This window comes from Pseudoalteromonas sp. GW168-MNA-CIBAN-0100, assembly GCF_040309225.1.
Lineage (GTDB): Bacteria > Pseudomonadota > Gammaproteobacteria > Enterobacterales > Alteromonadaceae > Pseudoalteromonas > Pseudoalteromonas arctica.
The window spans coordinates 25,791-45,810 of the sequence record NZ_JBEOOL010000005.1; the positions used below are offsets into that span (position 1 = coordinate 25,791).

Annotated in this window: 23 protein-coding genes and 1 other RNA gene; 16 read left to right on the plus strand and 8 right to left on the minus strand. The window is 39.9% G+C overall.

The window, feature by feature from the left end:
* The first annotated feature begins 12 nt into the window (after positions 1-12).
* The 5 genes from mlaD to murA are packed head-to-tail and all read left to right on the plus strand — an operon-like array spanning position 13 to position 3,069.
* Positions 13-561 (plus strand): outer membrane lipid asymmetry maintenance protein MlaD, encoded by a 549-nt coding sequence (mlaD, locus tag AAEY62_RS04015; protein ID WP_024590197.1) that lies wholly within the window; start codon positions 13-15, stop codon positions 559-561.
* A gap of 5 nt (positions 562-566) precedes the next feature.
* On the plus strand, positions 567-1,247 hold the full coding sequence (locus AAEY62_RS04020; protein ID WP_007580315.1) for an MlaC/ttg2D family ABC transporter substrate-binding protein: 681 nt from the start codon (positions 567-569) through the stop codon (positions 1,245-1,247).
* The gene (locus AAEY62_RS04025) at positions 1,240-1,533 is read left to right on the plus strand and encodes an STAS domain-containing protein (protein WP_010554274.1); all 294 of its coding nucleotides are present in this window, start codon (positions 1,240-1,242) and stop codon (positions 1,531-1,533) included. The genes AAEY62_RS04020 and AAEY62_RS04025 overlap by 8 nt, the downstream gene beginning before the upstream one ends.
* A gap of 5 nt (positions 1,534-1,538) precedes the next feature.
* Positions 1,539-1,796 carry a BolA family protein gene (locus AAEY62_RS04030; RefSeq protein ID WP_002957953.1) on the plus strand — a complete coding sequence of 86 codons (258 nt, stop codon included), beginning with the start codon at positions 1,539-1,541 and terminating at the stop codon, positions 1,794-1,796.
* Between the two features lie 13 nt (positions 1,797-1,809).
* Positions 1,810-3,069, plus strand: a complete 1,260-nt coding sequence (gene murA, locus AAEY62_RS04035; RefSeq protein WP_350634619.1) for a UDP-N-acetylglucosamine 1-carboxyvinyltransferase — start codon at positions 1,810-1,812, stop codon at positions 3,067-3,069.
* A 93-nt stretch (positions 3,070-3,162) separates the two neighbouring features.
* Here the strand turns inward: murA and AAEY62_RS04040 are convergent, their stop codons facing one another.
* The 3 genes from AAEY62_RS04040 to AAEY62_RS04050 form a co-directional block, all read right to left on the minus strand.
* Entirely contained in the window at positions 3,163-4,245 is a 1,083-nt protein-coding gene (locus tag AAEY62_RS04040) for a trypsin-like peptidase domain-containing protein (RefSeq protein ID WP_350634620.1), read from the minus strand.
* 102 nt (positions 4,246-4,347) lie between these two features.
* On the minus strand, positions 4,348-5,700 hold the full coding sequence (locus tag AAEY62_RS04045; protein ID WP_010554276.1) for a Do family serine endopeptidase: 1,353 nt from the start codon (positions 5,698-5,700) through the stop codon (positions 4,348-4,350).
* Between the two features lie 131 nt (positions 5,701-5,831).
* On the minus strand, positions 5,832-6,275 hold the full coding sequence (locus AAEY62_RS04050) for a Z-ring associated ZapG family protein (protein ID WP_007580324.1): 444 nt from the start codon (positions 6,273-6,275) through the stop codon (positions 5,832-5,834).
* Positions 6,276-6,409: 134 nt separating this feature from the next.
* On the opposite strand from AAEY62_RS04050, the gene zapE reads away from it, so the two are divergent.
* The 8 genes from zapE (at position 6,410) to AAEY62_RS04090 (ending at position 12,939) form a co-directional block, all read left to right on the plus strand.
* Positions 6,410-7,498 carry a cell division protein ZapE gene (gene zapE, locus AAEY62_RS04055; RefSeq protein ID WP_010554277.1) on the plus strand — a complete coding sequence of 363 codons (1,089 nt, stop codon included), beginning with the start codon at positions 6,410-6,412 and terminating at the stop codon, positions 7,496-7,498.
* A gap of 285 nt (positions 7,499-7,783) precedes the next feature.
* Positions 7,784-8,212: a 50S ribosomal protein L13 gene (gene rplM / locus AAEY62_RS04060; RefSeq protein WP_007378318.1), complete on the plus strand. Its 429-nt coding sequence runs from the start codon at positions 7,784-7,786 to the stop codon at positions 8,210-8,212.
* A gap of 8 nt (positions 8,213-8,220) precedes the next feature.
* Positions 8,221-8,613 (plus strand): 30S ribosomal protein S9, encoded by a 393-nt coding sequence (rpsI, locus tag AAEY62_RS04065; protein WP_024590200.1) that lies wholly within the window; start codon positions 8,221-8,223, stop codon positions 8,611-8,613.
* A gap of 580 nt (positions 8,614-9,193) precedes the next feature.
* Entirely contained in the window at positions 9,194-9,784 is a 591-nt protein-coding gene (gene petA / locus AAEY62_RS04070; protein WP_024599269.1) for a ubiquinol-cytochrome c reductase iron-sulfur subunit, read from the plus strand.
* Positions 9,784-11,049 (plus strand): cytochrome b, encoded by a 1,266-nt coding sequence (locus tag AAEY62_RS04075; RefSeq protein ID WP_007580335.1) that lies wholly within the window; start codon positions 9,784-9,786, stop codon positions 11,047-11,049. Before petA ends, AAEY62_RS04075 begins: the two co-directional genes overlap by 1 nt.
* Positions 11,046-11,795 (plus strand): cytochrome c1, encoded by a 750-nt coding sequence (locus tag AAEY62_RS04080; protein WP_007580337.1) that lies wholly within the window; start codon positions 11,046-11,048, stop codon positions 11,793-11,795. The genes AAEY62_RS04075 and AAEY62_RS04080 overlap by 4 nt, the downstream gene beginning before the upstream one ends.
* Before the next feature lie 80 nt (positions 11,796-11,875).
* A complete protein-coding gene (gene sspA / locus AAEY62_RS04085; RefSeq protein ID WP_002957965.1) occupies positions 11,876-12,502 on the plus strand; it encodes a stringent starvation protein SspA in 627 nt (208 codons plus the stop codon).
* Complete coding sequence (locus AAEY62_RS04090) at positions 12,502-12,939, plus strand: ClpXP protease specificity-enhancing factor (protein ID WP_007580339.1); 438 nt, start codon at positions 12,502-12,504, stop codon at positions 12,937-12,939. Before sspA ends, AAEY62_RS04090 begins: the two co-directional genes overlap by 1 nt.
* Before the next feature lie 59 nt (positions 12,940-12,998).
* On the opposite strand, the gene dolP is transcribed toward AAEY62_RS04090, so the two are convergent.
* Genes dolP through AAEY62_RS04110 form a run of 4 tightly spaced genes read right to left on the minus strand, consistent with a single transcriptional unit; the run spans position 12,999 to position 16,452 of the window.
* Entirely contained in the window at positions 12,999-13,565 is a 567-nt protein-coding gene (gene dolP, locus AAEY62_RS04095; protein ID WP_350634622.1) for a division/outer membrane stress-associated lipid-binding lipoprotein, read from the minus strand.
* On the minus strand, positions 13,558-14,151 hold the full coding sequence (locus AAEY62_RS04100; RefSeq protein ID WP_002957968.1) for an SIS domain-containing protein: 594 nt from the start codon (positions 14,149-14,151) through the stop codon (positions 13,558-13,560). Before AAEY62_RS04100 ends, dolP begins: the two co-directional genes overlap by 8 nt.
* Before the next feature lie 32 nt (positions 14,152-14,183).
* Positions 14,184-14,555, minus strand: a complete 372-nt coding sequence (locus tag AAEY62_RS04105; RefSeq protein ID WP_010554278.1) for a YraN family protein — start codon at positions 14,553-14,555, stop codon at positions 14,184-14,186.
* A 19-nt stretch (positions 14,556-14,574) separates the two neighbouring features.
* Complete coding sequence (locus tag AAEY62_RS04110; protein WP_350585843.1) at positions 14,575-16,452, minus strand: penicillin-binding protein activator; 1,878 nt, start codon at positions 16,450-16,452, stop codon at positions 14,575-14,577.
* A gap of 61 nt (positions 16,453-16,513) precedes the next feature.
* On the opposite strand from AAEY62_RS04110, the gene rsmI reads away from it, so the two are divergent.
* Both rsmI and rnpB read left to right on the plus strand, forming a co-directional pair.
* A complete protein-coding gene (gene rsmI, locus AAEY62_RS04115) occupies positions 16,514-17,371 on the plus strand; it encodes a 16S rRNA (cytidine(1402)-2'-O)-methyltransferase (protein WP_024607458.1) in 858 nt (285 codons plus the stop codon).
* 42 nt (positions 17,372-17,413) lie between these two features.
* Positions 17,414-17,792: RNase P RNA component class A (rnpB, locus tag AAEY62_RS04120), an RNA gene on the plus strand.
* Positions 17,793-17,867: 75 nt separating this feature from the next.
* Here rnpB and AAEY62_RS04125 read toward each other — a convergent pair.
* The gene (locus tag AAEY62_RS04125) at positions 17,868-18,947 is read right to left on the minus strand and encodes a mechanosensitive ion channel family protein (protein WP_350634623.1); all 1,080 of its coding nucleotides are present in this window, start codon (positions 18,945-18,947) and stop codon (positions 17,868-17,870) included.
* 117 nt (positions 18,948-19,064) lie between these two features.
* Here AAEY62_RS04125 and AAEY62_RS04130 point away from each other — a divergent pair, with 117 nt between their 5' ends.
* On the plus strand, positions 19,065-20,018 hold the full coding sequence (locus tag AAEY62_RS04130) for a YihY/virulence factor BrkB family protein (protein ID WP_007582878.1): 954 nt from the start codon (positions 19,065-19,067) through the stop codon (positions 20,016-20,018).
* Positions 20,019-20,020 lie beyond the last annotated feature (2 nt).

Consider the following 20,020-nt stretch of genomic DNA (forward strand, 5'->3'; position numbering starts at 1 on the left):
AGGGTATAGATAATGAATTCACGGAAATTAGAAATTTTAGTTGGTTTTTTTGTAGCACTTGGCATTTTAGCTTTTGCGATGCTTGCACTTAAAGTTGCCAATTCAGGTATTAGTGGCTCTGGCGAAACATATACGCTTAATGCCAAGTTTGAAAACATCGGCTCGTTAAAAGCGCGTGCGCCGGTAAAAGTAGGTGGTGTTGTAATTGGTCGTGTTGAATCAATTTATGTTCACCCACAAGAGTTTTTACCAGTCGTTAATATGACTATTGATGCACAGTACTTATGTCGTTTTTCAGACACGAGTTCAATCTCTATTTTAACGTCGGGTATTTTAGGTGAGCAGTACTTAGGTATTCACCCTGTAATTTCTCCAGATTCTGCTAAGCAACGTTGTTTAGGCGAAACAGTGACTGAAAACAAGCAAGACGAAGCAATTGACGACTTATTTGGCATAGAAAGCAAAGCACTAGGTGATGGCGATTCAATCACTGATACTAAGTCTGCTATTGTACTTGAAGAATTAATCGGGCAGTTTTTATTCAACCAAGGTAGTGAGTAATTATTATGTTGAAAAAGTTTTTAGCTATTGTAGCAATTGGCACAATGACGCTAACTCAAAGCGTAAGTGCAGCAGATGTGAAATTAATCGATCCAAATAAAATGGTACGCCAAGTTGCCGATAATACATTTGCACGTATTAAAAAAGATCAGCCATTAATTGTTAAAAATCAAGAGCATCTTCGCGTAATCGTTGAAGAAGAATTAATGCCTTATATCGACTACAAATATGCAGCACTTCGCGTACTAGGTAGTGAAGTATCTAAAGTACGTGCAATTACCGACGAAGCTGAAAAAGCCAAAGCAATTAAAGAAATTCAACGCTTTATTGGTGTGTTTAGAGAGTATTTAGTGGCTACTTATGCAGGTGTATTCACTCAATATACAAACCAGAAAGTTGAGTTTGGTGCAGAACAAGCATTTAAAGGCAAAGATGTCGTTGTTGTTAAGACTAAAATTATTGAAGATGGTAAACCTGATATCAGAATCGATTTTAAAGTACGCGAAGACCGTGACGGTGAATGGCGCGCGTACGATATGATTGCTGAAGGTATTAGTTTACTAGATGCAAAACAAAGTGAGCTACAAGGTATTTTGCGTCAGCAAGGTATTGATAATGTAAGTAACCTTTTAGAGCAAAAGAGTCAGCTACCAGTTCAGTTTAGAGGCAGTAACTCGAATGACTAAATTGGCAATAAGCCAAGTTGATGGACAACATTTTCGAGTAAACGGTGAGCTTACTCGAAATTCAATTGGCGATGAACAGCTTCTGAACAACAAGCTATTAACCAAGCATAAAATCATCTATTTCGACCTAAGTGGTGTATCTAGGGTTGACACAGCGGGCTTAGCTTGGTTAATTCACTCTTTTGCAGAATTAAAGCAGCAAGGCATTCGCCTTGAATTGCAAAACCTACCTGAGCAATTGCAAAATTTAATGCAATTGGGTCAGGTTACAACCCTATTTGAGTGAGAGTTATGGAAACTAGCCAAGTCGAAACATTATTACGCGAAGAACTTCAATTAGCTGAAGTACATGTAAAAGCCAATGGTAGTCATTATGAAGTTGTTGCAGTCGGTGAATGCTTTGACGGTTTAAGCCGAGTTAAAAAGCAGCAGCTAGTTTATGGCCCATTAATGAATACAATTTCAGATGGCACAATTCACGCAGTATCTATTCGTGCATTTACTCCTGTAGAGTGGAAGCGTGAACAAAAATTTATTTTACCGCAATAAATAGGGCCTCTTAATGGATCAATTTGTAATTCAAGGTGGTACTTCACTTGCTGGTGAAGTGACTATTTCTGGCGCTAAAAATGCCGCACTTCCTATTTTGTTTGCTTCATTATTAGCTGATGGAAAAAGTACATTTACTAATGTACCGCGCCTTCGCGATATAGTGACCACTGAAGCCTTATTAAAAACTCTAGGCGCTGATGTTAATTGGCACGGCGATACGCTAGTGATTGACGGCGCAACGGTTAATAAAACATTAGCGCCATACGACTTAGTTAAGCAAATGCGAGCCTCAGTACTTGCATTAGGCCCTTTAGTTGCACGTTTTGGTGAAGCTCAAGTGTCTTTACCTGGAGGGTGTGCTATTGGTGCTCGTCCTGTTGATATACATATTCAAGGTTTGGAGCGCATGGGCGCACAAATAAACGTTGAAAATGGTTATATTAATGCCAAGGTAAACGGTCGCTTAAAAGGCGCAGAAATCTTTATGGAAATGGTAAGCGTAGGCGCTACCGAAAACCTATTGATGGCAGCTGCGCTAGCTGATGGTAGAACCATACTTGATAATGCTGCACGCGAGCCCGAAATAATTGATTTAGCTAACTGCTTAATTGCTATGGGCGCTAAAATTACGGGTGCAGGCACTAGCCGCATTGAAGTTGAAGGCGTTGAACGTTTAGCCGGATGTGAGCACAGCATTTTACCAGACAGAATAGAAACAGGTACATTTTTAGTCGCTGCAGCAATGGCAGGCGGTGAAGTACTTTGTAAAAACACTGACTTTCATTCTCTTGAGCCTGTGATTGAAAAATTACGCGCTACGAATGCACACCTAGAAGTACATAACGACAGTATTTATCTTGATATGCGTGGCCGAGAACTGAGAGCCGTGAATATTAAAACAGCTCCACACCCAGGTTTCCCTACGGATATGCAAGCTCAGTTTACAGCATTGAATGTAGTAGCAAATGGTAGTGCAACGATTACAGAAACGATTTTTGAAAACCGTTTTATGCATGTACCAGAGTTGCAGCGTATGGGTGCTAATATTCGTTTAGAAGGGCATACCGCAATTTGTGGTGAGACTGAAAGCTTAACGGGCGCGCAAGTTATGGCAACCGATCTACGCGCTTCAGCTAGTTTAATTTTAACGGGTATAGTGGCACAAGGTGAAACGGTTGTTGACCGTATTTATCACGTTGATAGAGGTTATCAGCGCATTGAAGATAAACTAAGTGCATTAGGTGCAAATATCAAACGTAGAAGTAGTTAAGTAGATATTTAACAAGATTTTAAAAAGGTCGGATATGCAAATTGCTATCCGACCTTTTTATTGACGATTTATGCAGGTTGATATTATTCTTTATTAAAGCTTTGTTTCAAGCTCAGCTACTACCACCATGATTTTTTCTATTTTCCCATCTCTGTAAAGCTCAAATTCTATTTCTTTACCTGGTTCTGTATTACCTATTTTTTCAAGCACTTTTTGTGGATTTGCTACCGAAAGCCCTGCAATTTTAATAACAATATCTTGCTCTTCAATACCCGCTTGCCATGCTGGTCCCAAAGGGTCTAAGTTAGTAATTCGCATGCCCGTAACGGGAGTTAGGCTGTCGTTTACTTCTTTACCGGTACTATCTACTGCTGTGCCTTCAAAGCCTAAATAGCCGCGCACAACGCGACCATGACGAATGAGCTTACCCATTACTTTTTTAGCAAGTGAGTAAGGAACCGCAAAGAATATTCCTTGAATATTCAAGTTCTCACGCGTTTTAAACTGCGCAGAAGTAATGCCGACTAAATCACCATTGGAGTTAACTAATGCGCCGCCAGAGTTGCCCACATTAATAGCCGCATCCATTTGCAATAAGTTATTGTACGGACTGTCTGTAATTTTTTGCTTACCCGTTGCGCTAATAATGCCTTGCGTGATTGTTTGGCCTAAATTAAGCGGGTTACCTATGGCAAGTACAACATCGCCTACACTGGATACATAGCTATCATTTACAGGAATTACCGGGAGGTGATCTGCATTGATTTTAAGTAAGGCTAAATCAGTAATAGTATCAAAACCAATTAGCTGTACATCAAAAAAGCGTCTGCCATCGGTTAGAATAACCATAATTTGATCTGCATTATTAACAACATGGTAGTTGGTAAGAATGTAACCGTCTTGCGACATGATGACGCCAGAGCCTAGCTCTTGTACCGTGTTTTTTCTTTTATAACGAGGTTCTTTGGAAATACTTTCTGAAAAAATAGTAACCACAGAAGGAGCAGCTCGTTTAACTGCATCAGAAAAGCTCAGGTGACTCGAACTCATTGCGCTTGGTAGGGGAACATTTGGAAGTAAAGCCGCTCGCATATTAGGGCTGAAAAAAACCACTAAAAAAGCAATACTTAGGCCTGCAAATAAAGGGGGAAGAATAAATTTTATTAGTTTCAGCACGATTTTCTTATTATGTAAGTGAGCAATCTCTTTATGATGACATAAAAAAAATAACAGCGGCAAGTGCCACTGTTATTTTTATTACATTAATAGTGCTATTTATTACTGAATTAAAATAAATATAGACTCACGACCACGTTGCACGCCAAGTACTATATTACCTTTTGTACTGTCGATGATTTTATTCATGTCGCGAATTGTTTCTACTCGTTGACGATTCACTTGCATAATAATATCGCCTTCTTCAAGGCCAACACGGGCAGACGGTGAGCGAGGATCTACAGAAGTAACCTCAACACCTTTATTACTATTTTTTTGTACATTTTCAAGTGTCGCGCCTTGGAATGCAGGATGCAGCTCTTCACCGGTCGCTGTAACACCTGATGCACCATCAAGGGTTACTTTCACTGTTTTAATTTTACCATCGCGGTAAATGCCTAGTTTTATCTCACGGCCTTCACCTAGCGTAGCAATTTTACTACGTAGTTCATGGAAGCCACTAATGTCGCCACCGTTTATGCTAACAATAACGTCACCAGCTTCAATTCCAGCCTTACTTGCGGCAGTGTCGTCCATTACTTGCATTACATAAGCACCTTGTTTGACATCAAGTTGCTGTGCTTTTGCAAGTCCAGCATCAAGTGGACGACCAGAAATGCCTAACGAGCCTCGACGCACTTCACCATGTTCAATAATTTGATCGACTAGATTTTTCATCATATTAGATGGAATCGCAAAACCAATGCCCACGTTGCCGCCAGAAGCACCTAAAATAGCGGTATTAATACCAATCAACTCACCATTGAGGTTAACTAAGGCACCGCCAGAATTACCTTGGTTAATAGCTGCGTCGGTTTGAATGAAATCTTCGTAGCCCTCAATGTTTAAACCACTTCGACCAAGGGCACTAACAATACCTGATGTAACTGTGTGGCTAAGACCAAATGGGTTACCAATAGCGACAGCAAAGTCACCCACTCGTAAATTATCTGAGTTAGCGAGTTTGATTTCAGTTAAGTCATCAGCGTCTATTTGTAAAAGAGCGATGTCTGATTCTGTGTCAGTACCAATTTTAGTTGCTTCAAATTCACGGCCATCTTCGAGAGTAACTACCATTTTTTCGGCGTCTTGGATTACGTGGTTATTAGTCACTACATAGCCCTCATCAGCATCAATAATGACCCCAGAACCTAATCCACTAAATTGGCGTTTTTGACTGCGAGGCTGCTGTTGTCCAAAAAAGTATTCGAGAGGATCTGCACGGCGGCGTACTTCTTTAGAGCCTGAAACTTGGATACTTACAACACCAGGAGATATTTTCTCTAGCATGGGCGCAAGAGTGGGTAGTTGTTGACCATTTACTGCAATTGGCATTTTTGCATAAGACGCTACAGGGCTCATTAATAAGCTTGTAGATAAAATAGCTGCGCTGATAAGTGATAATTTCATTTTCATAGTCAGGGGTAACTCCACTTAAGATAAAGCAAAAACAAAAAGGGCTACTTTAAAAGCAGCCCTTTTTGGTTTATTAAGATAAAACAACAAAGCTGTTATATCTAAAGACTATGGGGTCTAAAAAAAGTTCATCAAGATACTTTAGAATGTTCTGAAACTTTATTTTGACCAGCAAATAAACCAGATTCACCCGATACATAATCAGCTGGTTGTGCTGCGGCTGAAGAACGATCTGAACGACGCTCTTTTAAAGACGCTTGTAGTTGTTCTGTTGTTTCTTTAGAAAAATAAGGTTCTGCTGGTGCTTTATTTCTATCTTCTAGAAGAAGTTGGTTTGTTTCTTCAACGTGACTAAGCAGTTGATCATAGTTTTCTTTCATTTTATTTACGAGCTTGCCAGTATTCGCTAAATGATCAGCTACATCTTGACGATACTGCTCTAACGCATTTTCAGCTTGCTCTGCCTGCTCTTTTAATTCATCTTGTTTGAATTGTTTTTTAGTAACAAATGCGCCAATAAAAAATGCTACAACAGCAGCAATAACAATTAAACCTACCCACATAACTGTGCCCATAAAAACTACCCCTTTGGGAAAATAACTAACGAATGCCGATTCAATTATAAATCATACTAAGTGTAATATACCCCGAGTTATGATGCGTGTTAATATGCTTTGCAAATTAAACTGTGTTTTAACTGTAAATAGATATGACTCCTTGGCAAACATACCAACAAGACTTAAAGCGAGATGACTTTGTACACGACGCAGCACAAGAAAATGCTGTGCGCCATTTACAACGTCTATACGATGACCTAACTCAGGCAAAGCCAAAACAAAAAGGTTTTTTTGCTAAGTTATTTAGTAAAGATGAACCTGCGCCTATAAAAGGTTTGTACTTTTGGGGTGGAGTAGGGCGTGGTAAAACTTATTTAGTTGACACTTTTTACGAATCACTACCGGGCACACGTAAAATGCGCGTGCACTTTCATCGATTTATGCACCGAGTGCATAATGAGCTTAAAAAACTAAACAATACGGCTAATCCATTAGAAAAAATAGCCGACACTTTCAAAGCAGAAACAGACATAATTTGTTTTGATGAGTTTTTTGTTCAAGATATTACCGATGCTATGTTGCTAGGTGGCTTAATGGAAGCGCTATTTGCACGGGGTATAGTACTTGTTGCTACATCTAATATAGTGCCTGATGAGCTTTACAGAAATGGCTTGCAGCGCGCCCGCTTTGTCCCTGCTATAGAACTGGTTAAGCTCAATACAGAAATAGTTAATGTAGACTCAGGTATTGATTATCGGTTGCGTACCTTAGAGCAAGCCGAAATTTTTCATAGTCCGTTAGATAAAGAAGCGGATAAAAACTTATTTGAATACTTCGATAAGCTATCGTCAGAGCCTGGACAATTAGATGAGCCGATAGAGATAGAAGGTCGTTTAATCAAAACGCGAAAAGTAGCTAAATGCGTGGTGATGTTTGAGTTTAGTGAATTATGCGAAACAGCGCGTAGTCAGGTTGATTACATGGAGATTAGCCGCTTATATAATACGGTGATTATTTCTAACGTAAAACAGCTTGGGCAAACTAATGATGATGCCGCTAGACGCTTTATTGCTTTAGTAGATGAATTTTACGAGCGCCATGTAACTTTAATTATATCGGCTGAAAAACCTATTACCGAACTTTATACCCAAGGTAATTTAAACTTTGAATTTAAGCGCTGTATAAGCCGTTTGCAAGAAATGCAGTCTTTAGAGTATTTAGCTAGAGAGCATTTGGTTTAAATTAGTAGGTAAAAGTGTAATAGGTTAGCCATTAAAAATAAGAGGTGCATATATAGTACTTCTTATTTCTAAAATTTCTTGTGGAAAAAACAACCGGCGAGTAGCAATGTGTTTTAAGTGCTGGTATACTCCCGCGTCTGCCACGTTGCGTTCTATGCCCTCATATAGTCTAGCCACTTGTGAGCGGCGCAAAAGTCTAAAACTCGAAGGGGTTATAGCAAACTTAGAGCAGTAGTTAATATTAACTACTTGTGGTTTTAATTGAAAAACATTGGATTTTTATAAATGAAAACGTTTGTTGCTAAACCAGAAACAGTAAAACGTGACTGGTACGTAGTTGACGCTGAAGGTAAAACTTTAGGTCGCATCGCTACTGAAATCGCTCATCGCCTACGCGGTAAGCATAAAGTTGAATATACACCGCACGTAGATACTGGTGATTATATCATCGTTATCAACGCTGAAAAAGTTACTGTAACTGGTAACAAATTCAAAAACAAAGTGTACTATTCACACTCTGGTTTTCCAGGTGGTCTTAAGTCTACTACTTTTGATAAACTTCAAGCTGCAAAGCCTGAAATGATCATCGAGAAGGCTGTTAAGGGCATGTTGCCACGTGGTCCTTTAGGCCGCGCTATGTACCGTAAACTTAAAGTTTACACAGGTACTGAGCACAACCATGCTGCACAACAGCCTCAGGTTCTAGACATTTAAGGAGCACCATCATGGCAAATCAATACTACGGTACAGGTCGTCGTAAAAGTTCAAGTGCTCGCGTATTCTTACGCCCAGGCACTGGTAACATCGTAATCAACAAACGCTCTCTAGAAGAGTATTTTGGTCGCGAAACAGCACGCATGGTTGTTCATCAAGCTCTTGAGCTAGTTGATATGACTGAAAAATTTGACCTTTACATCACCGTTTCTGGTGGTGGTACAACTGGTCAAGCTGGTGCTATCCGTCATGGTATCACTCGTGCACTTATGGAGTTTGACGAATCATTACGTTCACAACTTCGTAAAGCAGGTTTTGTTACACGTGATGCACGTAAAGTTGAACGTAAGAAAGTGGGTCTTAAGAAAGCGCGTAAGCGTCCACAGTTCTCAAAACGTTAATCTATACGTTATCAAGAATTCAAAAACCCAGCTTATGCTGGGTTTTTTGTTTTCAAATCAAAATGTTTACATTTGCAACTTAATATAAAGTTATTTATATCGACGGTGATACTGGGTGATTGCAGCAATTAATGATGATCAAATTGATTAATAACTGCGTATTAATTAAACGAAAGTTAAAAAACACTCAGATAGCTGCAAAAAAGTTAAATAATTATCGTAATTAGTTTAAATCCATCAGTTAATTGGTGGAATTTTTTGCTACAATTGGCATTGAAGTAAAATGAGTGAGTTTAACCGCACTATGTACAGTTTTTACTGTTTCCTCTTAGTGGTGTTGATCTTGGTCAGTATATTGTTTTTACAGAAGCGTTATTATAGTCGTTCGGCTTTATTCTCGAACCTACTTAATCAAATTTTGATCAAGTTAGTTTTATTCGAGCATAGGGCTTTGAATAACCTTGTTTTAATCAAGGGTTTTAATTATGATCGCTTCTATTTTAAAAATTCGAATAATTAACCTGCTGTAACTGATGTTCTCAATATAGCAAGTGTTGAGAATCATAGTGGAGATAAGTGGATGAGCAATGCGCCTGTAGACAATGGCCGACGTCGCTTTTTAACCATAGCTACCTCTGTTGTAGGTGGTGTTGGTGCGGCTGGGGCTGCTGTTCCTTTTATTGCGTCTTGGAATCCAAGTGAGCGAGCTAAATCTGCGGGTGCGCCTGTAGAAGTAGATATCAGCAAACTTGAACCGGGACAATTAATACGTGTCGAGTGGCGTGGTAAACCTGTATGGGTTGTATCACGGACCCCAAAAATGCTTGAGCAAATGAAAGAACATGAAGGTCAACTTCGTGATCCGCAATCGCAAGAGCCACAACAATTAGAATCATCAACAAATGATTACCGTTCATTACGTCCAGAAATATTTTTGGCTGTAGGTATCTGTACGCATTTAGGGTGTTCGCCAGGCTTTTTACAAGGTAACTTTGGTGAGAAAGTAGAAGGAACCGACGATGGTTTCTACTGCCCATGCCACGGTTCTAAATTTGATATGGCTGGCCGTGTGTTCCAATCGGTACCTGCGCCATTGAACTTAGAAATACCACCTTATACTTTTCTAGATGAAACCACTATTTTAGTGGGCGAAGAAAGAGGGGTTGCCTAATGTTTGGTAAGATTATTGGTTGGATTGACGACCGAATCCCAATGACACGTGTTTGGAACATGCATATTGCACAGTATCCAGCACCTAAAAACTTTAACTTCTGGTACTTCTTTGGCTCGCTAGCCATGTTAGTACTAGTAAACCAAATCCTTACAGGTATTTGGTTAACGATGAACTTTGTTCCGTCTTCTGAAGGTGCATTCGCTTCAGTAGAATACATCATGCGTGATGTAGAATATGGCTGGTTATTACGTTACTTGCACTCAACCGGTGCATCAGCGTTTTTCATCGTTGTATATATGCATATGTTCCGTGGCATGATCTACGGTTCTTATCAAAAACCACGTGAGTTACTGTGGTTATTTGGTATGTTTATTTTCTTAGCGCTAATGGCTGAAGCATTCATGGGGTATTTATTACCATGGGGGCAAATGTCGTTCTGGGGTGCACAGGTAATCATCTCCTTATTCGGGGCTATTCCGGTTATTGGTGATGACTTAACACTTTGGATCCGTGGTGACTATGTAATATCAGGTGCAACGCTTAACCGCTTCTTTGCATTACATGTAATTGCACTACCACTGGTTATTGTAATCTTAGTTTTCTTACACATTGTTGCTCTACACGAAGTGGGTTCAAATAACCCTGAAGGTATTGAGATTAAACGTAAGAAAGGCTCAGTAGCTGAAGAAGATAAGCCTAAATTTAAATTTCATGAGTATTACACTGACAAGAAAGATATTGTTGATGCGATACCGTTCCACCCTTACTACACAGTTAAAGATATTGTGGGTGTGGTTGGTTTCTTAATATTGTTCTGTTGGGTTGTGTTCTTTATGCCAGCGATGAATGGCTTCTTTTTAGAAGGTCCAAACTTCGAGGCAGCTAACCCACTTAAAACACCTGAGCATATTTTCCCGGTTTGGTACTTTACGCCATTCTATGCAATCTTACGTGCAATCCCTGATAAGTTAATCGGTGTTGCGGCGATGGGTGCATCGATTGTGGTACTTGCGTTACTACCTTGGGTAGACCGTGGTAGAGTTAAATCGGTTCGTTACCGTTGTGGTTTCCATAAATGGAACATTGCAGGTTTTGTTGTAACTTTCGTTCTTCTAGGTTGGGTGGGTGCAACTCCACAAACTGATATGAAAACGATTATTTCTCAAATCTGTACTGTGACTTACTTTATGTTCTTCGTACTGTTGTTTGTATACAGTAAGAACGAAAAAACTAAGCCATTGCCAGAGAGGTTAACGAAATGATGAAGAAGCTTATTATTGGTTTATTTGCTTTATCAGTAAACTTGTTGCCGAACATGGTTATGGCAGCGGGTCCATCGGTTCCTTTAATGGAAGCGAACAACGACCTTACTGATCAACCATCTTTACAACGCGGTGCAAAGTTGTTCATGAACTACTGTCTTGGTTGTCACCAAATGCAGTATCAACGTTATGAACGTACTTTTCGTGATATCGGTATCCCAACAGAGGTTGGTTTAGAGCAGTTGATTTTTGACGGTTCTAAAGTTGGTAGTCATATTACTAACGCGATTACAAAAGACGATGCAGCAAAATGGTTTGGTGCGGCTCCGCCGGATTTAACTCTAATTGCTCGTGTAAAATCACCAGATTATATTTACACGTACTTAAAATCGTTTTATAAAGATGAATCTCGCCCGTTTGGGGTTAACAACATTGTTTTCCCATCGGTAGGTATGCCTCACGTTCTTCAAGAACTACAAGGTTTACCAACACCTATCACTAAAGAAGTACAAGAGCATGGTCACACTGTGACTAAAGTTATTGCTACTGAAACAGATGGTACGGGCGAATTAAGCATAGATGAATACGACCAAGCGGCTCGTGATTTAACAAACTTCCTTGAGTACGTGGGTGAACCTTCACGTCTTGAATCGGAAGCGCTAGGTATTAAGGTAATAGGATTTTTAATTATCCTGTTTATCTTGGCATTTATGCTTAAGAAAGAATACTGGAGAGATGTTCATTAGGTTGAACATTTTTAAAGGTAATTTTGCAATAGGGGCTTAAGCCCCTTTTGCTGTTTTAGTTATTTAATGGAGGTATAGGCATGGCCGTAGCTGCCAATAAGCGCCCTGTAATGACCCTTTTTTCTGGTGCTAACTGTATGTATAGCCACCAAGTACGTATTGTACTTGCGGAAAAAGGTGTAAGTGTAGATATTCATTTGGCTGAAAAAGATAACTTGCCAGAAGCACTTCACGAAATTAACCCTTACGGTACAGTGCCAACACTGATTGACCGTGAGCTTGGTTTATACCAGGCAAACATCATCATGGAATACCTTGATGAACGTTTTCCTCATCCTCCACTAATGCCTGTTTACCCGGTAATGCGTGGTCGTAGCCGCTTAATGATGCATCGTATTGATACTGATTGGTACAGCCTAGCTGACAAAATCAGTAACAACACGTCAGATGCTGCTCAAGCTCGTAAAGAGCTAACAGAAGCATTGCTTGCTGTAGCACCTATTTTTAGCGAAGCACCTTACTTTATGAGTGAAGAGTTTAGCTTAGTAGACTGTTATTTAGCTCCACTGTTATGGCGTTTACCAGAGTTTGGTATTGAGCTTAATGGTGCCGGTTCTAAAGAGCTTAAAGAGTACATGATCCGTTTATTCGAACGTGAGTCATTCCAAGCCTCTTTAACTGAAGCTGAGCGTGAGATCCGTTTATAATGACGCCTAATCGTCCTTATTTATTACGTGCTTTTTTTGATTGGATAGTCGATAACGAGTGTACACCGCATTTAGTGGTAGACGCTGGATTTGCAAATGTACAAGTGCCAACACAATTTGTTCAAGACGGACAAATTGTTTTAAACATAAGTCCATCAGCGGTCACACAGTTTTCGTTAGACTTAACCCAACTTAGCTTCAGTGCGCGCTTTGGTGGTCAGCCAATGCAAGTGTATGTACCTCTAGGTGCTGTGCTTGCAATATACGCGCGTGAAAATGGCGAAGGAACAGTCTTTACCGCAGATGAGTTTTTAGAGGACGAAGACGATTTTGTGCCAGAGCTTGAAAGTGTTGATTCATCAGCTGAGTTTATTGACGAAACACCACCAGAAAAGCCTGAGAAGAAAAAAGGCTCTCATTTACGCGTTATTAAATAATAAGTAAATGCCAAAAAAAACCGCTGAATAAGCGGTTTTTTTATGTCTGTATTTTGTGTTTACAAGTATTCAAATACTTTAATTACACGCTCTACGCCAGAAACATTGCGGGCAATATTTACAGCTTGAGTTGACTCAGAGTCAGATACTAAGCCCATTAAAAAAACTTCAGCATTTTCTGTCACTACTTTAATGTTATTACTGCTAATGTCTTTTGCTGTTAGTAGCTGGGCTTTGACTTTAGAAGTTAGCCAAGAGTCGTGAGTCTGTGTAGTAATGCCAGTATTTGAGCCAATACGAAGTTGGTTATGTATTTTACGAATACCTGAAACGCCCTCAATGGTGCGCTGCGCTTCGTTTCTCATTTCTTCATTAGATACTTGGCCAACAAGTAAAACAATACCGTTAACGCTTACAGCGCTTATATTGGCAAACTTTTCAAGACGTTCTACTTCGCTAAGTGCAATACTGGCTTTTATTTCAATATTGTTATCGTCAATTTGAGAGCCAATAGTACGGCGGTCGTTCGCTGCCGTTACTGCACTGGCTGTACCTGCAACAACAGCGGCTGCGCAGCCTTGCAGTAATACAACAGTACCTAAAACAATAAGAGAGCGTTTAAACATAATTTTCATCCTGAGGGAAAAGCGTTAAATCAACAAGTTCGCTTAAACAATGTAAGTTAACTAAATGGGATTCGATAATACGGCTAGGGCGTTTAGATGGCGATCTAATTTCAACATCGTTAGGGCCAAGTAGGCCTACCAACTCGCCACCATCATCACCAACCATAACTATGACCTTCATATCTTTAGTTAGTGCAGCTTCAACGGCAGAAATAACATGTTTTTCGTTACCGTTTATAGCCAGTACAAGCAATAAATCACCTTGTTGGGCAAAAGCGCGGACTTGGCGAGCAAATGTATCGTGATCGTCTACTTGAGTACTTTGCCCCAGATTAACGTTTTCTTGCGATAGAGCAATTGCAGGTAAGCAGGGACGTTCGGTTTCATAATGATTAACCAACACACCCGCCATATGCTGAGCGAGCATGTGGCAATTTGCAGTACCGCAGCAAATGAGTTTATTTCCGTTGATCAGACTTTGTGCAATAGTAAATGCAGCTGACTCAAGCGCACTAGGTAGCACTTCACCAGCAGCGATTTGAACTTGAATGCTTTCTGTAAAAATTTCTTTAATTGTGTCTTGCATAGCCTACCAATAATTTATCTTTGTATTTGCGTTTAAAATACATTTTTAAGCCAATTAATATTAGGAGATGCTTCTCCTGTAATGGCTACATAATCAATTCTTAGAGCTTGGTTAGTTAAATTTTTAGCTGCTAAGTAATGATAAATACTACGTTTTAATCGAGCTTGTTTTTGTGGACTAAGCGCATAGTTGGCACCGCCACGAGCATTATTTTTGCGAAACTTAACCTCAACGAATACAAGGGTATCGCCTTCTTTCATAATGACATCAAGCTCACCAAAGGGGCAGTAATAATTACGCTCAATGGGTGTTAGCCCTTGAGTAACTAAGTATTTTTGCGCTTCAAGCTCATAATACTGGCCTTTTTCGCGACTATTGTGCCACAGCTCTTTAAACCACGACATGCCGCCCCCTTAATTAAATTTAATTGATAGTTTGTATGTCACCCGCTGATTGCATAAACAATGGTACAGGGCGTTTTGTTTCTAATTGCACAGGCTTAATGCGACGGTTTGTATATTGAGCCCAGTCGAGCGTGCGTTCTATATGGCCGCTGGTATTAACAGATAACTTACCGCTTAAACCACTATATTGATTGCCTGGCATTACGCTTAACTGCCTGATGTCATGTAATATTGATACAGCATCGTACGCCATTGCAAATAAGCGTTGGCTAATATCTACTTGCTCTGGCCATAACGAATCATACTGCTGGCGTAAGTTATGTTGTTTAATTTGCGAATCGAGCATCCACGGCAATTCAGTGAAGTATAGGCCGTCTAAGTCGCCTTTGTCAGTACTGTCAATTTGTTTACTATGACTTTTAGAGCTGGCATAAAGTGGAATACGATCTGCAAATGTACTTACGTTAACATCAAGGTAAGGTTTAATTAAGCGTGTTTCTATTGCATCACCCAAAATATAAATAACGTCTATATCACTACGCGAACGGGTTTCGTTTTCTACTTCCTGTTTAAATAGTGCTTTAATCGTTTTTATGCGCTCTTTTGATTTATCAACTTCTAACAAGCTGGTAATTGTATTAGGCATATCTTTTTTATCGTTATAAAAACCTATTTGCGGCTTGGTTTCGCTATAGCGTTGCCACTGTAAGTTAAAGTAATCAACCAAGCGTTGGCCATTTGCGTTATTTGGTGCAAGCAACATAGGTTTTTGATAGCCCTTAGTTAAAAAGTGTTCTAAGGCTTGTTGTACTTCGTGCTCAGGGTTTAGTGCAAAGTAATAATGCTGAAGCGAAATGCGCTCACCATCAAAGGTGTTTAAATGCAGTACCGGAGTATCAATAAGAGTTTGTGCATTGGCAAGTTTATCAATATTTGCTTTAAGTAGAGGACCAATTACAAAGTCAGGCTTTATTTCTTCAAGTTGCGCTGCAATTTCTTCTGTACTTAGGTTTTCATCAATAAAAATAGTGTCGTTGATATTTTGCGTATCAAGTGCAGCTAATACGCCAGCTTTAAGGGCATCACCTAAACGTTCGTTAGGGCCCGATTGTGGAAACAGCACAACTAAGCGCTCTATATTGATAGGAGCAAGTTCAGTAAGCATTTCATCTTGTTCAGGTAATACAGTAAAAGCCGGATGCCCAATATAGCGTCTGCGCCAATTGTTGATCGCTTGATCTAACTCTACGCCACTACTTGCATATACTTGATGATATAACGCTAGGTTAGCCCACCCTTGCTGAATAACCGAACCACGGTTAAAGCGTTCAAGCGCGTAAGAAGAAAGTTGCTTTAAGTTATCCCACAAATTTTGATTAAGTTGAGGGATTTCTATATTATTTTTTGTTGCTGTTTCAGAGGCTCTAAAAAAGTAGGGTGCAGCTTTTTTAGGAAAATTTTGCGATGCGTAAATGCTGGCCGTTAAAAACTGATGCCAAGCAAAATGCTCAGGTTGAGTCAGTTGTCCGTCTAGCGACTGTAAAATAACCAAAGCTTGATCATTTTTATTCTGTTGTTTTTGTGCAAATGCAATATAAAGGCGGTTCTGGATTTGATCAACACTTGCGGTTAATTCAAGCTCATTCCCAATTATCTCTAATAAAGGCCAGTTTTGCTCACTAATTGCTGCATCACGGGCGCTATACAATAACTGTATTTTATCGGCACCTTGGCGGTTTTGCGCCAATTGATAGATAGATTGCGCACTGGTTGCCTGATTTTGCAGTGCATTAGTGCGGTTACTTACGTTATCGCTGTTTTTAGTTGGTTTTTCGGTTGTGCTACACGCCGATAACCCTGACAATATAATTAATAGACTAACTAGTTTAAGTCGCACAATGATTTCCCAATACGTTAACGCGATTTGCTTATATTACTGACTGACGCAGGAGACCTCAATGTTAAATGAGGAGAATTCACAGAAAATTGGCACTCTTTACATTGTTGCCACCCCAATTGGCAATTATGACGACTTAAGTCACCGTGCCATTGCGACATTATCGCAAGTTGACTTAATAGCTGCTGAAGACACTCGCCATACCGGCAAGCTACTTAGCCACTTTGGAATTAAGGCAAAAACGTTTGCATTACACGACCACAACGAAAAGCAAAAAGCACAACAAATTATTGATCAACTTAATCAAGGTTTAAATATTGCTTTAGTATCTGACGCTGGTACACCACTAATTAGTGATCCAGGCTACGCTGTTGTAAATCTGTGTCGCGAACAAGGCGCTCATGTTACACCTGTTCCAGGTGCATGTGCTGCAATTACAGCCGTATGTTGTTCAGGCTTACCAACCGACCGCTTTCAGTTTATTGGTTTTACGCCAGCTAAAAGCAAAGCTCGCCAAGACTTTTTTATCGAAGCTGTTAACTCAGGCATTACCAGCATAATGTACGAAAGTACGCACCGTATTATGGCAAGCCTTGATGATTTAGCACTAGCCCTAGGTGATGAGCAGCAAGTTGTGTTTGCTAAAGAGCTAACCAAAACCTTTGAAACATTTTTTAATGGTAGTGTAAGTGAGCTTAAACAGTTTTTAACTGATGATCCTACCAAGCAGCGCGGCGAAATAGTGCTTATGCTTCCGGGCAAACCAAAGCAAATAGACGATGTTCCGCCTGAAGCGCGAAAAATGCTGGCACTTCTTGAAAGCGAAATGCCAATGAAAAAAGCCTGTGGCGTTGTTGCTGAATACTTTGGAATGAAGAAAAACGCTTTATACAAAACAATTATTGAAGAAAAAGAGTAAATTTTACTGCGCTTGGTATTAGCCTCATGTATACTGCGCGCCGAGTCAGCCAAGATGATCGCTGCCTGTGACGAAAATGATCAGGGGGAGGAAAGTCCGGGCTCCATAGGGCAGAGTGCCAGCTAACGGCTGGGGGGCGTGAGCCCACGACAAGTGCAGCAGAGAGGAGACCGCCAATCTTCGGATTGGTAAGGGTGAAAGGGTGCGGTAAGAGCGCACCGGGCCGCTAGTAATAGTCGGTTGCAAGGTAAACTCCACTCGGAGCAAGACCAAATAGGGTTCTATCATTTTAAATAATGAACGCGTGGCCCACGTTGGAACCGGGTAGGTTGCTTGAGCCATAGAGCGATTTATGGCCTAGACGAATGATTATCACTTTCTTCGGAAAGGACAAAACCCGGCTTATACGGCTGACTCACTCATTCAATAAAAAGCCCGCAGTTAACACTGCGGGCTTTTTTGTGTTTAAATTTTAGTTAATAAAATTTAAGTATTATTAAATAATATTTTTCCCTTGTTCTGGATCGCGAGATTGCTCTGCTTGTTCACGTATTTCGTCGGTATCACTACTTACATCATCAAGCGTTTTAGTTTGCTCAACAGTTTCACTTTTTTCGCTTTGTATTTGCGATGGTTGTTTTTCCTCTAAACTAGAAACACTTTCACTAGGGTCGGTGAGTATAATTCTCTCTCGTGCGTCATCAGGCATGCTGATGTTTTGTTTTGTGAACTCATTGACTAATTCGCGCATAAGCTGGGAGGCTACTTTTAATGGGCTGTGCTGCTCGCTATTAACCCAAAAATACAAAATGAAGTTAATAGTAGATGAGCCTAAGTTTTTTATTAAAACTTGCGCGGGTGGGTCGCTAAGTACTGCATTTTGTTGATTGGCAATATCGAGGGCGAGGGTTTGTGCGCTGCGTATATCGTTATCGTAGCCAATACCAATTTCTACTTTGCCGCGCATTTTTGGATTGGCAGTCAGGTTTTTAATGGTATTTTTATATACAGTCGCATTAGGTATTTGAATATGATTGCCATCGTAATCAACAAGTGTGGTTGCTCTTGCTGTTACTTTTTTAACAATACCTAATCGGCCATCCACTTCAATTACGTCGTCAATTTTAAAAGGTCTTTGTACGCTCAGTAATAAACTAGCAATAAAGTTCTCTGCTATGTCTCTAAAAGCAAAGCCGAGTATTAAACCTATCAACCCAGTCCCACTCATAATAGCAACAGCAAACTGAGTGAGCCCAGCTAAACGTAAAAATAAATATACCCCAAATAAAATTATTAGGGTGCTTATGCTGCGCCTTATGACTAGGTGAACAAGCTTGCTGTCAGTCATATAGTCAATGGGTTTGATTAGTAATCTAGAAAGTGGTCCTGAAATTAAGTAACTGAGTACTAAAAGCATTATGCCGAGTAAAATAGTGGGTAATATTTGCGCTGTTACGTGAAGTAATTGCACGCCTTGCTCATAAAAGAAATTCCACGAAAGTGTATCAACTTTGATCACGTCAGTTATTGGTGTTGTATTATTTAGCGCTACACTGCTTTTTAGGGTACCGAGCATGGCTTATCTTCCGTGTTAGAGTCATTTATAGATAAATATTAGCAAGTTTGGTACCAAACGCTTATAACTTGGCAAATATTTTGCTGTAGTAACGTAATACAAATATTGAGGTTTAGAATGAAAGAAGCTAAACGAGGACAGCAAGCAGAGCAGCCTGCACATATCCCTTTTATAGGTTGGTGGGATATTGTTAAACGTATTTTTAAGCAAATGAGTGAAGATAACTTATCTATAGTGGCAGCCGGTGTGGCATTTTATGCGTTACTTGCTATTTTTCCAGCCATTGCGGCGATGGTATCAGTGTATGCGTACTTTTCATCCCCAACAGATATAAGTGAGCACTTAAGTAAAATAGTTACTTTGCTTCCACCAAGCACCAGTGAACTGATTTTATCTCAGGTTTCTAGCCTTGCTAAAACATCAAGTGCAAGCTTGAGCTTAAGTGCAATTGGTACGCTCATACTTACTATTTGGAGTAGTTCAAAGGGCAGCCAAGCACTTATTACTGCATGTAATATTAGTTATCGTGAATATGAAAAACGCTCATTTTTTCAGGCTCAACTAGTGCGCTTTTTATTTTCGGTAGGAGCGATTGTAGTCGCAATTTTTGCGCTATTAATTATTGGTATTTTACCTATTGTACTTAATTTAGTGGGACTAAAAGAAAGTATAGATTTATTAATTAAACTCATTTCTTGGCCATTATTGGCTTTTACCTTTAATTTTGCATTGGTACTTTTATATCGTTATGCCCCACATCGTAAACCGGCTAAATGGCGTTGGATCACAATGGGGTCGTCTATTGCTACTGTGCTTTGGATTTTGGCATCTATAGGTTTTTCTTTTTATGTGTCGCGTTTTTCTAGTTACAACGAAACGTATGGCTCACTAGGTGGTGTAGTGATTATGCTGATGTGGTTGTATATCAGCGCTTATATAATCACATTAGGTGCTGTTATTAATGCAGCTACTGAGCAGCAAACAGGTAAAGATAGCACTGTAGGGCCGGCTAAAGAGCGTGGGCAGCGAGGCGCCTATGTAGCAGATCACCTCGATGTAAAAAATGAATAGCT